Annotated in this window: 11 protein-coding genes and 2 pseudogenes; 3 read left to right on the top strand and 10 right to left on the bottom strand. The window is 45.6% G+C overall.

Annotation, left to right across the window (positions count from 1 at the left end; all coding sequences use genetic code 11):
• Positions 1-86: 86 nt before the first annotated feature.
• Together R7Z78_RS08970 and R7Z78_RS08965 are read right to left on the bottom strand one after the other, a co-directional pair.
• Positions 87-2,000, bottom strand: coding sequence for a BCCT family transporter (locus tag R7Z78_RS08970; RefSeq protein ID WP_053304711.1), 1,914 nt, complete (start codon positions 1,998-2,000; stop codon positions 87-89).
• 150 nt (positions 2,001-2,150) lie between these two features.
• Positions 2,151-2,441 carry a hypothetical protein gene (locus R7Z78_RS08965; RefSeq protein ID WP_017633689.1) on the bottom strand — a complete coding sequence of 97 codons (291 nt, stop codon included), beginning with the start codon at positions 2,439-2,441 and terminating at the stop codon, positions 2,151-2,153.
• On the opposite strand from R7Z78_RS08965, the pseudogene R7Z78_RS08960 reads away from it, so the two are divergent.
• The 3 genes and pseudogenes from R7Z78_RS08960 to R7Z78_RS08950 form a co-directional block, all read left to right on the top strand.
• Positions 2,426-2,650 (top strand): annotated as a pseudogene (locus tag R7Z78_RS08960) (molybdopterin containing oxidoreductase); the annotation flags it as partial. The gene R7Z78_RS08965 and the pseudogene R7Z78_RS08960 sit on opposite strands and share 16 nt — an antisense overlap.
• A 76-nt stretch (positions 2,651-2,726) precedes the next feature.
• A pseudogene (locus tag R7Z78_RS08955) lies at positions 2,727-3,200 on the top strand (c-type cytochrome); the annotation flags it as partial.
• Between the two features lie 161 nt (positions 3,201-3,361).
• Positions 3,362-3,784, top strand: a complete 423-nt coding sequence (locus R7Z78_RS08950) for a hypothetical protein (RefSeq protein ID WP_104976183.1) — start codon at positions 3,362-3,364, stop codon at positions 3,782-3,784.
• A 71-nt stretch (positions 3,785-3,855) separates the two neighbouring features.
• Here the strand turns inward: R7Z78_RS08950 and R7Z78_RS08945 are convergent, their stop codons facing one another.
• The 8 genes from R7Z78_RS08945 to R7Z78_RS08910 form a co-directional block, all read right to left on the bottom strand.
• Entirely contained in the window at positions 3,856-4,452 is a 597-nt protein-coding gene (locus R7Z78_RS08945) for a methyltransferase domain-containing protein (protein WP_053304709.1), read from the bottom strand.
• Between the two features lie 136 nt (positions 4,453-4,588).
• On the bottom strand, positions 4,589-5,791 hold the full coding sequence (locus R7Z78_RS08940) for a phenylacetate--CoA ligase family protein (RefSeq protein WP_104976184.1): 1,203 nt from the start codon (positions 5,789-5,791) through the stop codon (positions 4,589-4,591).
• Between the two features lie 9 nt (positions 5,792-5,800).
• Positions 5,801-6,622: an ABC transporter ATP-binding protein gene (locus R7Z78_RS08935; RefSeq protein ID WP_005373283.1), complete on the bottom strand. Its 822-nt coding sequence runs from the start codon at positions 6,620-6,622 to the stop codon at positions 5,801-5,803.
• 80 nt (positions 6,623-6,702) lie between these two features.
• Positions 6,703-7,947 carry an ABC transporter substrate-binding protein gene (locus R7Z78_RS08930; RefSeq protein ID WP_169644423.1) on the bottom strand — a complete coding sequence of 415 codons (1,245 nt, stop codon included), beginning with the start codon at positions 7,945-7,947 and terminating at the stop codon, positions 6,703-6,705.
• 45 nt (positions 7,948-7,992) lie between these two features.
• On the bottom strand, positions 7,993-9,060 hold the full coding sequence (locus tag R7Z78_RS08925) for a branched-chain amino acid ABC transporter permease (protein WP_005382737.1): 1,068 nt from the start codon (positions 9,058-9,060) through the stop codon (positions 7,993-7,995).
• An 11-nt stretch (positions 9,061-9,071) separates the two neighbouring features.
• Positions 9,072-9,965: a branched-chain amino acid ABC transporter permease gene (locus R7Z78_RS08920; protein ID WP_005373295.1), complete on the bottom strand. Its 894-nt coding sequence runs from the start codon at positions 9,963-9,965 to the stop codon at positions 9,072-9,074.
• A complete protein-coding gene (locus tag R7Z78_RS08915; protein WP_005373296.1) occupies positions 9,965-11,917 on the bottom strand; it encodes a long-chain fatty acid--CoA ligase in 1,953 nt (650 codons plus the stop codon). Before R7Z78_RS08915 ends, R7Z78_RS08920 begins: the two co-directional genes overlap by 1 nt.
• Entirely contained in the window at positions 11,917-12,717 is an 801-nt protein-coding gene (locus R7Z78_RS08910) for an ABC transporter ATP-binding protein (protein ID WP_005373297.1), read from the bottom strand. The genes R7Z78_RS08915 and R7Z78_RS08910 overlap by 1 nt, the downstream gene beginning before the upstream one ends.
• Between the last annotated feature and the right edge of the window lie 195 nt (positions 12,718-12,912).

The following is a 12,912-nucleotide window of genomic DNA, read 5'->3' as shown; positions in this document are numbered from 1 at the left end:
TAACACTGACTGAGCAGAATTTTTAACTGTAAGGTATCCACGCCAAAAAAGAGCCGAGTTTGTACTCGGCTCTTGTGTGTCTGTTCTTAAGCCTGCGACGTTGCTAAACCTGCCGACGCGCCGCCTAATAACACATGATTAAACTCCATTCGAGATTCTTGGGCTTGTTCAGACAGTTCTTGCTTCTTCTGTTGAGCCAACTCAAGCGCTTCGGTTAGTTGCTGTAGCTCTGCTTGCATCTCTTCTGGTAAATGATGGTCCGAAAATCCAGATTCACAGCTGTGTTCTAAGGCAAATGCGCGAATTCTCTTACGCATGCTCATCAGGGCCGCCATTGCTTCGCGCTCTTCTTCAGCCGCCTGTTGAGCTAAGTCTTTAAAGCGCTCAAATTTCGCCAAAGCCATTCCCTCTGTTGACCAAGGGTCAATTTCCGGCAGTTCTTCAATGTTAATGGTTGGCTCTTCGTATTCTGCTTGATGTTTAATATCTAGGCTCGCCGCGCGAACAAAGGACACCATCAACATCACCGAGATAACTAACAACGGTAAACCGCCCACGATCGCAGCGGTTTGTAATGTCGATAAACCTCCCATGAACATTAGAACGGTTGGCAGAAAAGACAAAGTAAACGCCCAGAACAAACGGTTCCAGCGCATCGGTTCTTCCGTCACATCATTTTGAACCACAGACGCAAGAATGTACGAGATAGAGTCAAACGAAGTCGCCGTAAAAATGATACACAATAGTGTAAAAACACCAATAACGATTGGCCCTAACGGTAATGTGTCTAACGTTGCAAAAATAGCCGCTGGCGCGCCTGATTCGTTGAGGATTGCGATGACATCAAGCTCACCCGTCAATTGCAACGATAAACCATAGTTACCTAAAACAATGAAGAATAAGAAACAACCTAAAGAACCGTAAAATATAGAACCTACGACCATCTGTTTGATCGTTCTTCCACGCGAGATACGCGCAACAAACAATCCCATACAAGGAGCAAAGACTAACCACCATGCCCAGTAGAAAATAGTCCAGTCTTGCGGGAAGTGTGTATCTGTAAACTCACCATAACCACCAAACGGCTCCGCCCAGGTAGCCATAACAAAGAAGTTAGACAACATACGACCAATAGAATCTAAGCCTGTTTCTAACATGAACACGGTTGGCCCAAGGGCGAGTACAAAGAGTAACAAGCCCATCGCACCCCAGAAGTTAATGTTACTAAGGAATTTGATCCCCTTCTCAAGCCCTGCATACGCGGAGTAACCAAAAATCGCAGTACAGAGAAGTAATACAGCCACTTGGCTGAAGGTATTGTTTGGAAGACCGAAGATATGATGTAGACCACCGTTGATAAGAGGTGCTGCTAAGCCAAGCGTAGTCGCCGCGCCACCCAACATACCAAAAATAAACAGCACATCAATAAACTTGCCAATACCACCGTTTGCGCGCTTTTCTCCTAATACAGGCATTAACGCACTAGAGATTTTCAAAACAGGTTGTTTGCGTACATAAAAGAAGTAAGCGATAGGCAGAGCAGGAATAAGGTAAATTGACCAAGCGATCGGTCCCCAGTGAAACAGACCATAAGTCGCGGCCCAGCGAATGGCTTCTTCACTGCCTGCTTCCAACTGAAATGGTGGTGATTGATAGTAGTATGCCCACTCGATACACCCCCAATACAGAATACTTGCGCCAATACCTCCACAAAATAGCATTGCAGCCCATGAGGCGTTACCAAATTCTGGTTGCTCGTCGGCTTCACCAAGTTTGATTTGGCCAAGATCGCTGAACACGGTGTAAATCATAAAACACATTGCTGCGATACCCAGTGCGAGGTATAACACACCAAGCTTATCGGTCATGAAAAATTTGGCCGAAGCTATCCAATCCGCACCTTGTGTGGGAAATAAAATTAAGGGTATAACGACGCTGAGTAAAAGAAAGAGTGAGCCTAAGAAGGTAGGCTTATCGATGAGAGAAAATGATTTGTCCATATTATATATCCTTATGTTTTCAAAGGACATGATCTACACTTCTCACAACTTCGCCAATTCACAACACTTATCGTTACCACAAGAATAATTGTCTTTAAAAGATGCATTATGTGACGCTGATTTTGTATTCATTATTTGATGCCATAGCGTTTAAATACGGCAACTTTTCTGCCACACCATCCAGCGCTCTCTACCTTTAAAAACCTCAACACTGTTTGCCACCACTGAGGCTTCCACAAGCTTAAACGTCGGTTCTAGATAACCCTCCAACTCCCCACTTCGCAAACAAAATGGAGGGAAGCGAGAGTGGTACTTATCATCTATAACGAAATAACCAATTAACAAACCGTCTCTTGGCAGCAATTTATCCACCATAGCAAAGTAATCTGGCCACTGGTCTCTCGGTAGTTCAGCGAGAAAGGATTGATTTTGGCGCAACATGGATGGATGCAGAACTCGCAGCCCCAGCCAATGACAGCGCTTGGCAGACGTTTAACGCCAAAGTGACATTCCCCAAAGCGGGCTACTACGAAGTTTGGGCAAAAGCGACTGATGACCAAGAGGTGGGCCAACCTTTTGCTATCGCATGGAACCCGAAAGGTTACCTCAACAACACCTTCCACCGAATCGCGCTGATTGTTAAGGGTTAAACATGAAGGGGGAATAACAGTGAAAGCAACATTCTTAAATAAGCGGGTTTTCCCGCTCTCGTTTACTTTTCTCGCGCTGTTAAGTTACTCAGCCTTAGCAAACACTGACGAGTTGATAGCCGCAGGCGAACAGCAAGCGATGGTGTGTAAAGCTTGTCACCAGTTTGAAAAATGGAGGAAGTGTTTGTGGGGCCGCCGCCTCTTTGGGGCTTAGCAGAGCGTGATATTGCCGGCGTCAATTACAGCGAAGCCATCAAACAGCATCAAGGTCAATGGGACGCAGAAAAACTGGATGCTTTTTTTGGCGTCACCACCGGAGTTTGCTCCGGGCACAAACATGGTCTTTCCCGGCGTAAAAGACCCGGGTGCGTGAGCCGCAATCATTGCATGGCTAGCAACCCAAAACCCTACGCCACCAGATTGGAATACTGTTTCATCTGAAGTGGAGGTCAAATCAGCTGGTGATGGGATATTAGCGCCAGGAGAGAATATGGAACTCGTCGCGGCAGTCTGCTCAGCCTGTCATTCGTTACACATGGTCACACAACAATGACTAAGCCATTCTGAAATACCTTTCGACCTATTATGGGGGGTAACTCCCGCCTTTAAAACTAACGCTTATTGATATTTTACATACGTATTCTTCCTATGTGAGTATCCCCTCAACAGGAATAGATTGAAGTAACCTCTGTTATTTCACAGTATGTATCGATGAGGTTTAAAAGATTGAAGGCAGAAGAGTTTTTTGACAACCATTACCTTTCTATTTGGGTTTTTCTTGTTGGCGTGGCAGTCATTACCTTGATTATGATGGGAGGCGGCATTGCAGTAACGTTGCTGGCAATATTGATTGACCAGTCGTCTGAGCACTTAACTACTGATACTTTCTTGGCTCTAAACTTTTCTTTTGCTGGGGTCATGACTCTACTGCTTGTTATCCCAAACATGATGATTGTTAGAGGCAAACCTAAAGCGGCAGAAATCAACTTAATCAATATTTACTTTCAGTTCCTTGTTTACGCTCTTGGCCTATTCCTTCTTGAAGATGAACATAAACTTTTTTTTTTAGTTTTGTACTTTTTCCTATTATCGGTCTCTGGCTCATGGCATCGACCAAATATCATACATTTGTGACTTACTTTTCAGCGATTAAAAAAGAACCAGACAGTTTCCGCGAATACTTTCTAAAGAATTCTCATTGACGACTAACGTTTCTGCCACACCATCCATTGCTCTCTGCCTTTAAAAACCTCAACACTGTTTGCCACCACTGAGGACTTCACAAGTTCAAACGTGGGCTCTAGAAAAGCTGCCAACTCCCCACTTCGCAAACAAAATGGTGGGAAGCGAGAGTGGTAATCATCATCTATAACGAAATAACCAATTAACAAACCGTCTCTTGGCAGCAATTTATCCACCATAGCAAAGTATTCTGACCACATGTCTCTCGATAGTGCTGCGAGAAAGGCCCGCTCGTAAATGACATCAAACGAGTGAGAAAAATCGGCATTAAATACATCACCCAATACGACTTTATCTTTGTAGTTACCTAACGTTGATTGCGCCATTTTTACCGCTTCTTGGCTGTAATCCATCGCGATCACGTCATGCCCATATTGAATAAAAGTGCTCAGTTCATAAGCGGCACCACACCCAGGAATAAACACTGAATGGCCTACATGAAGTGAATTGTCGAGATAATCCTTGAGTTCTTGAGGTGTCGATTGGGCATCCCAAGGCATAGTGCCTCGGATAAACAAATCATCCCAGAATTGTGTGTTAATCATTGGTGCCTGTTTCATTTACCCGCTCCCTGATTGCGGTAGTAAAAAATAAAGGGATACGCAGCGCAATGTGGTATCCCTTTTCTAGCCTTTTGTCTGACGTTGTTAGTTTTTTATGACAACCACTTTCTACTGCACTTATGCCACCAATGAGTTAACTGCGAAGATCATTGATTAACGGCTGCTCCGCTTGGTTCGGTACAAACTGGACATTGCCTTTCAGTTTAGTGACTGACTGTAGTGTTGCTTGAATGTCCTCTGCTGATACATGCACATCATGACAACAGAAAGTAATGGCATCGTTGAAGCCATCGCGCTCAATTTTCAAGGAGCCTTTAATATCGTGGCGACGACAGACTTCTTGGATCTGATGCGGATAAACAAACAGCCCTTTTACTTTCACCGCAGAGTCTGCTCGTCCCATCCAGCCCTTAATTCGTGCATTCGTGCGTGAAGAATCAGAACTAATCTCTAGATATGCCGATAAATCTCCCGTTGCGTAGCGAATCAGCGGGAACTTCTCATCAAGCGACGTTACAACGACTTCACCGACTTCTCCCGGTTGTACAGGAACACCATCAGGATCAACGATTTCAACAATAATATCTTCGGCAATCACTAATCCTTGTTCACCAGACACTTGATAAGCAATCAAACCAAGCTCTGCACTTGCGTAGGCTTGAAAGACTGCAATGCCTTTTTCCTCAAACATCTGTTCCATGTCTGCTGTAACCGCTTCACCAGAGACCAGAGCTTTCTCAAAGCTAGGCAGCTCATCGTATGTCTCTTGGTACTTTTGTAGCAACGTCAGCAAATACGAAGGTGTGCCAGTGTAACCATTAGGTTGAAGCTGTTTAATTGCCTCTATTTGCGCTTCGGTATTGCCTACTCCAGCCGGAAATACAGCGCAACCACAAGCTCTTGCGCCACCATCCATAATAAATCCGCCAGGAGAGAAATGGTAAGAGAGCGTGTTATGCACTAAATCACCCGCACAGAACCCAGCAGCGTGAAACGCGCGCCCCATACGCCAGAAATCGGCCTCATCCGTTTGAGCCTCATATAAAGGCCCAGGAGACTGAAAAACACGCGCCATTTGACCAATGGCAACGCTATTTAAGCCACCAAACGGCGGTTTAAGTTGCTGCTGATTAGGTACATTGAACTTACGTGTAATCGGGAACTGAGCAAGCCCTTCACGATTGTTTGCCAATGTAGGCTCTAACCCAGAAAAATGCGCCGCGTAATGTTCGCTATTGACTTTCGAATTTTCAATCAACGTTGGCAGACGTTGAAACAACGACTCTTCTCGCGCCTGTAGAGACAACGATTCTTTCGCATCAAATAGTTCGTTCATCCTTGCTCCTTACAACCAACGCTTACGACGTTTGTAAGATTTCAGATTCTTAAAGCTCTTGCGATCTTCATCGCCGCCGCCAAGGTAGAATTCTTTTACGTCTTCATTGTTTAGCAATTCGTGCTTGCTGCCATCTAGTACGATTTTGCCTGATTCCATGATGTAACCGTAATCGGCCGCTTGAAGAGCGAAGTTGGCATTCTGTTCAACCAAAAGCATGGTAATACCTTGCTCTTTGTTGATCTTGTTAATAATGCTGAATACTTCTTTAACTAGCAGTGGAGAAAGCCCCATAGACGGTTCGTCCAACAAAATCATCTTCGGTCGAGCCATTAACGCTCGGCCAATCGCTAACATTTGTTGCTCACCGCCAGACAAATAGCCCGCCAGGCCAGTGCGCTCTTTGAGTCGCGGGAAATAGTCAAACACCATTTCGATGTCTTGTTCAACTTCGTTGTCAGTGCGTGTATAAGCGCCTAAGCGAAGATTTTCTATTACCGTCATATCTTCAACAATTCGGCGCCCTTCCATAACTTGGAAGATGCCCGAACGGACGATCTCTTCCGGGCTTTTGTTGTCTATACGCTCGCCCATGAAGTTGATTTCGCCGCGCGTCACTTCACCATCTTCGGTTTTCAATAAACCAGAGATGGCTTTCAACGTTGTGGATTTACCCGCACCGTTGGCGCCCAGTAAGGTCACAATCTGCCCTTTTGGAACTTCTAAACTCACACCGCGAAGTACTAGTATTACTTCGTCGTAGACGACTTCAATGTTGTTCACTGAAAGCAGTATTTCTGCCGGTTCGATATTCGTTGCTAATTCAGCCATCAAGCTACTCCTTGCTAGGGTGAGAGTGTTCTCTCACCCATCCTTATTTTCAGTAAGCTTTGTTATTAATAAGTCGTAGATTAGTAACCTAGCCAATCGTCACGACGTGACAATGTCACCTGTGATACTTTCTTGATATCAACTGCGCCGCCATCGTTGTTGCCCATAAAGACGTTCACGGTTGTTGTGCCTCGGTGATCTTCCGGTTTCCAGTTCGCAGGGACACAAACACCTTCTAAGCCTTGTGGTACCCAGTTGTCATAGACATACATGCCCTTCTTGATGTTTTCACCTGTGATGCCACCATTATCTTTCGCCCACTCCATCGTTTCTTTCATATAGAACGCAGAACAGATACCGCGAATGTAATGGTGAGTTCTGAATTCGCCCGGCTCTGATTCAGACTGCTTAGAAATCTCACGGACCAGTTTCATGCCCTCATTATCATCTCCCCAAAACGCCGTCATACCTGGGAAAACGTAATCTTTAAGGCCATCGCCTGCTGCTTCAAGCACTGGCTTGTCGCCGCCCCAAATGTTTGCCATGTACTGGAACTCTGTCCCAACCGTGTTACAAGACTTCACTAGTGAGATAACCGAGCTACCGATATTGGCAATGTAACCGTAGTTGGTGCCTGACTCTTTCAGCGACAAACATTGCGCTTTGAAGTCCCCTGGTTTTAGTGACACAACGACTGGGTTTTGCACATCAAAACCAAGCTCTTTGGCGTACTCTGCACACGCTTCTTTTGGCGCATTCGGGAATGGATGGTTATCGCCAATGTGCGTAAATTTCGGCGCACCTTGATTGCCCTTAGATTCCCAATCTTCTTTCGCCCACTTAACTAGCGCACGGCACGCATCTGAGTACGACGCACCATAAAAGAAGTTATAAGGCGCTGGTTTCGCGGTTTTTGGGTTTTTACCGGTTGGGTCAGTTAAGTGACCAGAGTAAGAAGCAGAGAACACCGGCACTTTGTCTTTGGTGACAAACGAAATAAGTGCTTCGGTATCCGCCGTACCCCAGCCTTGCAGCGCAACCATGTCTTTACGCGCCACCCAACGTTTATAGTTAGAAATCGCCACTGGTACTTTGTACGCCATGTCTACTGTTTCAAATTCGAGCTCGGTACCGTTAATGCCACCGTTTTGGTTAATCCAACGCAATGCGTCTCGCACGCCAGAACCATAAGGCTTGCTCACATAGGCCGTTGGTCCAGAAAAATCGACTAATTGTCCGACAAACACAGAATCTTTTGCCCAAGTTGCGGTAGTAAACAGTGCAGATGACAGCACCAACGTTGTCGCTAAATGTCCTTTGTTCATAACTCGTTGTCCTTGTTATTGAGGTATATTCCACTTAATTCCACGTTAATATGAGAACGGATAGTGTTTCCAATATGCTCGAATCTGTTGCCAGCGATGCGATAATCCTTGAGGTTCGAAAATGAGGAACAGCATGATGACTAAACCAATCGCCATCTCTTTGAAGTAAGCCAGACCATCAGTGAAAGCGGTGGTATCACCAAACGCTGAAAGCCCCGTTACGCCAAACTCTAAAACTTCAGGCAGAAGTACGATAAATATCGTACCCATCAGCGTACCTTTGACTGAGCCTAAGCCACCAATGATGATCATGGCCAAAAACTGGATAGACATCATGATGGTGAAACCTTCTGCTGATACAAACCCTAGATAATGTCCGTAGAGTGCACCCCCGATGCCCGCATAGAATGCACACACTCCAAATGAGAGCAGACGATACTTGGTTAGGTTGATGCCCATGATCTCTGCTGACAGATAGTGATCTCGTACTGAGACAAACGCGCGACCGTCACGAGAACGGATTAAGTTTGATGCCCACATATACATGAAGATCAGCGCAAACAGAGCGATGTAGAAGAAGCTTTCGTCAGTCGTAAACTCAAAGCCAAACAAATTAATTGGGTTCGCGCTTGCACCGTATGAGCCGCCACTGAACCAATCTGCGCGAGCAAAGAAGTCCTCTAAAATAAACTGCGCCGCCAACGTTGCGATAGCTAGATATAAACCTTTAATTCGAGCCGCTGGCAGACCAAACAGCATCCCCACAATCATGGTTAAGTAACCCGCAAGCGGAATCGCAAACACGACTGGAATGTTAAACTGGTTATTTAGCCAAGCCGATGCAAAGGCGCCAAAGCCAAAGAACGCACCGTGACCTAGCGAAATTTGTCCGGTAAAACCAACCAGAATGTTTAAGCCCAATGCCGCGATACCGAGGTATGCAATCTGAATAAACAGGTTTAGGAAGTAAATATCCAAGACCAGCGGTGCTGCCAGCATGGCGATGACACCTGCAATCGCAAGGCTTCTGATGGTTTTGGTTTCAAAAATTGGCGTATCGCTTTTGTATGTGGTTCGAAAATCCCCACACGGGCGCATGCTAAGTTGAGCCATGTTATTTCTCCTTAAATACGCTCAATATCTTTGGTACCAAACAGGCCATATGGCTTGAAGGCAAGAATGATTAACAGCACATAGAATGGTGCGATGTTGTACAAGTTACCCACTTGCAGGTATTGGCTATCAAAAAACTCAGCCAAGTTTTCTAGCACCCCGATGGTGATACCACCGACAATTGCGCCGACTACCGAATCTAAGCCACCTAAAATAACGGCTGGGAAAACTTTGATACCAATAATGGATAGCGCGTCAGATACGCCGTTAACGATACCGATAACAATCCCTGCTGTTGCAGATACCATTGCCGAAATGGCCCAACTGATGGCGAACACTTTCTTGATGGAAATGCCAAGACTCTGGGCTACTTGCTGGTTGAATGCCGTTGCGCGCATTGCCAGACCCATTTTGCTGAATTTGAAGAACCAGTAGAACGCGCCCATGATGAGCATTGAGAAGATCAAGCTCAGAATGTAAGCAAACTCAACATTCAAACCTCCGATATTCACCACGTTGGTTTCGAACACTTGCGGGTACGACACAGCAGAGACACCGAATATCCACTTCATCAGCGCTTGGAAAAACATCGATAGACCAATGGTCACCATGATCACAGAGATAATCGGTTCACCAATCAACGGTCTGAGCACAATGGTTTGCACGGCGATACCAAAAATCATCATGAACGCGAGCGTGAGTAAAAAGCCTATAAAAAACGGTAACTGTAGGTGTACCAATGCCGCCCAACATACCCATGCGCCAATCAACAGGAACTCACCCTGAGCAAAGTTGACCACCTGGGTCGATTTGTAAATCAATACAAAGCACATGGCGACAACGCCATACAACATGCCAACGATCACGCCATTAATGACGAGTTGCAGTAATAAATCCGTATTCACTATGCGATCCTCCGTTGTTCGCTATCCACTAGTGTTGGCTCATGCTCAATAAGCGTTTCAATAACTAGCGACGTTTGAATGCGTGTTTTGGTGCCATCTTGATAAGTGATCACTGTATCGACATCGACTTTTGGATCGTCGCTGTAGATGGTTTCGATGATGTCTCCGTATTTCTCTGCAACCACACCACGGCGTACTTTACGTGTGCGAGTTAGCTCTCCATCGTCGGCATCCAGCTCTTTGTAAAGTAGAATGAATTTGCTGATCTTCTGTGCATCCGGTAGGGATTCGTTCACTTTTTGAACTTCTTCACGAATCGCTTGGTACACTTCTGGTTGAGCAGATAAGTTGGTGTAGTTGGTAAATGCCAAGCCGCGTTGCTCTGCCCACTTCGCGACGATCGCATAGCGAATACAGATGATGGCAGACAGCCAAGGTCGACCTTTACCTACCACCACGGCTTCTGCAATAAACGGCGAGAACTTGAGTTTGTTTTCAATGAACTGCGGAGAGTAGCGGTCGCCGTGGCTGGTTTCCGACATATCTTTCAGACGATCAATCACCACCAAGTGACCGGAATCTTTAAAATAACCCGCATCGCCTGTGTGCATCCAACCATCTTGAACATCTTCATCATATGCTGCTTGGTTGTTTAAGTAGCCAGTAAACATGCCTGTACTTTTCGCGATGATTTCACCAACGCCATTGCTGTCCGGGTTGATGACTTTCACTTCTGCATTATCAAACGCAACACCAACGGAATCGTAATCCACATCATCCGCTTGGTGCACGGTGTATGCGCCACACATTTCGGTCTGACCATAAAGCTGCTTAAGTGGCACACCAATAGCTTGTAGGTAACGGAAAGTGTCAGGCCCCATCGCCGCACCGCCCGTTGCAGCAGATGTTAGGTTCGAAAAGCCTAAACGGTCTCGCAAAGCACGCAAAAGAATCCATTCGGCGAGTTTAGAACGTTTGCCCTGCTCTAACGCTTTGTTGGCTAAGCTCATGCCCAGTTTGTACATCTTTTGCTTAAACGGTGTCGAATCCATCATTCGTGCAGACACGTCTGCCACAATGTTTTCCCACACACGTGGCGCTAACAGCACAAAGTTTGGACCGATTTCACGCAAGTCGGACATCATGGTTTCTTGTTCTTCCACAAAGTTAACGATTTGACGAGAAATCAACGCCTGACCAACCACGTAAACCTGCTCCATAATCCAAGGCAAAGGCAGAACAGAAACGTAGTTGTCGCCTGGGGAACGAGGGTCTGCACGCAAGTAAGCCGCACAGTGATCCAAGAACGTGCCACTGTGTAGCTGAGCCAATTTTGGTTTAGAAGTCGTACCCGACGTTGTACAAAGAATTGAAAGATCGCTGCCTTTGGTTTCAACAACCATATTGAGATATTTGTCTGGGTCCGCTTTATCAATCAGCTGACCTTTTTTGTAGACCTGTTCAACATCAATCAATCTTGGATCATCGTATTTACGCATTCCACGAGGATCGCAGTAAATAATGTATTCAACGCTAGGAATTTCATCACCAAGCTCAAGCAGCTTGTCGCATTGCTCTTCATCTTCGGCAATCACGACTTTTGCTTTGGCATAGTTGATAAGGTACGCCACCTCTTCGTGCATAGAATCTTGATAGATGCCCAGCGAGAAACCTTTGATCGCATGTGCCGCTAACTCGCCCCATACCCATTCCGGGCGGTTATCACCTAACAAACCAACGACATCTTGCTCACCAATACCCAAATCTCGTAGTGCCAGTGCCATCCACTTGACGCGGTTTTCATAATCCTTCCAAGTGAACTCTCGCCATATACCAAACTCCTTTTCACGCATTGCGACTTGTTCGGGCCAGTTCTTGGCATTGTGTTGCAACACTTTTGGAAAGGTATCTAAGCGGGTTATATCTGCCCAATCATTATGTTGCTGTGCCATTATGCACTCTCCTCTAATGTCGGTAACTCTTCGCCTAAGTACGCTTGTTTCACATGTGGGTTGGCCATCACTTCTTCAGGCTCACCCGTAGCAATGTGTTTACCGAAATCCAAAACCAAAACGCGATTAGAGATGTCCATGACCACGCCCATGTCGTGCTCAATCATGATGATCGTGATATCTAATTCTTCATTCAGATCCATGATGTAACGTGCCATGTCTTCCTTTTCTTCCAAGTTCATACCTGCCATTGGTTCATCAAGCAGCAGTAACTTAGGTTTTAAGGCAATGGCACGAGCAAGCTCTACACGCTTACGTAAGCCGTAAGATAGGGTGCCTGCAGTCGCTTTTCGGATGTGCTGGATTTCTAGAAAATCGATCACGTCTTCCACATATTTGCGGTGCGCCATCTCTTCTTTCTGCGCATTGGAGAACCAATAGAGTGGCCCCGTGACGAAGTTGTTTTTTAGTAGGTGGTGTCGGCCAACCATGATGTTGTCCAGTACCGACATGTGAGAAAAGAGCGCTAAGTTTTGGAAGGTTCTTCCCAACCCTAACTCAGCTCGTTGGCTAGGTGTCCGTTTAGTTACATCATCTCCAGCGAAGATTACAGAGCCTTTGTTTGGTGTGTATCGACCAGAGATGCAATTGAGCATTGAGGTTTTACCTGCACCGTTTGGGCCAATGATTGAAAAAATTTCCTTTTCATTCACATGGAAGCTCACGTCAGTTAAAGCTTTCACCCCACCAAAAGCCAATGAAATATCGTTTACCTGCAACAGAGGCGATTCCGATACCATAGTTGATCTCCCTTTCGTTATTTTAAGTGCGTTCCATTGAGCACTATTTGATCAAACCTAACTTTGATACTGGTAACCGCTTTTATACCTATGCATCAACTTTGTATTCAGTTTACGTAAACGTCAATTTAAAATCAGAATAGTGCCTGAAAGATTAAGTTGCAATCGAGTTCATCGAGAAAGATTTGAACTAAC

The sequence above is a fragment of the Vibrio sp. 1167 genome (assembly GCF_033340375.1).
Lineage (GTDB): Bacteria > Pseudomonadota > Gammaproteobacteria > Enterobacterales > Vibrionaceae > Vibrio > Vibrio alginolyticus.
This window is presented reverse-complemented; position numbering and strand designations above follow the sequence as displayed.

Coding starts and splice junctions, on each gene's coding strand:
- R7Z78_RS08940 (WP_104976184.1), bottom strand. CDS start 5,791: ATGAACGAACTATTTGATGCGAAAGAATCGTTGTCTCTACAGGCGCGA.
- R7Z78_RS08910 (WP_005373297.1), bottom strand. CDS start 12,717: ATGGTATCGGAATCGCCTCTGTTGCAGGTAAACGATATTTCATTGGCT.
- R7Z78_RS08925 (WP_005382737.1), bottom strand. CDS start 9,060: ATGGCTCAACTTAGCATGCGCCCGTGTGGGGATTTTCGAACCACATAC.
- R7Z78_RS08950 (WP_104976183.1), top strand. CDS start 3,362: ATGAGGTTTAAAAGATTGAAGGCAGAAGAGTTTTTTGACAACCATTAC.
- R7Z78_RS08935 (WP_005373283.1), bottom strand. CDS start 6,622: ATGGCTGAATTAGCAACGAATATCGAACCGGCAGAAATACTGCTTTCA.
- R7Z78_RS08945 (WP_053304709.1), bottom strand. CDS start 4,452: ATGAAACAGGCACCAATGATTAACACACAATTCTGGGATGATTTGTTT.
- R7Z78_RS08915 (WP_005373296.1), bottom strand. CDS start 11,917: ATGGCACAGCAACATAATGATTGGGCAGATATAACCCGCTTAGATACC.
- R7Z78_RS08930 (WP_169644423.1), bottom strand. CDS start 7,947: ATGAACAAAGGACATTTAGCGACAACGTTGGTGCTGTCATCTGCACTG.
- R7Z78_RS08970 (WP_053304711.1), bottom strand. CDS start 2,000: ATGGACAAATCATTTTCTCTCATCGATAAGCCTACCTTCTTAGGCTCA.
- R7Z78_RS08965 (WP_017633689.1), bottom strand. CDS start 2,441: ATGTTGCGCCAAAATCAATCCTTTCTCGCTGAACTACCGAGAGACCAG.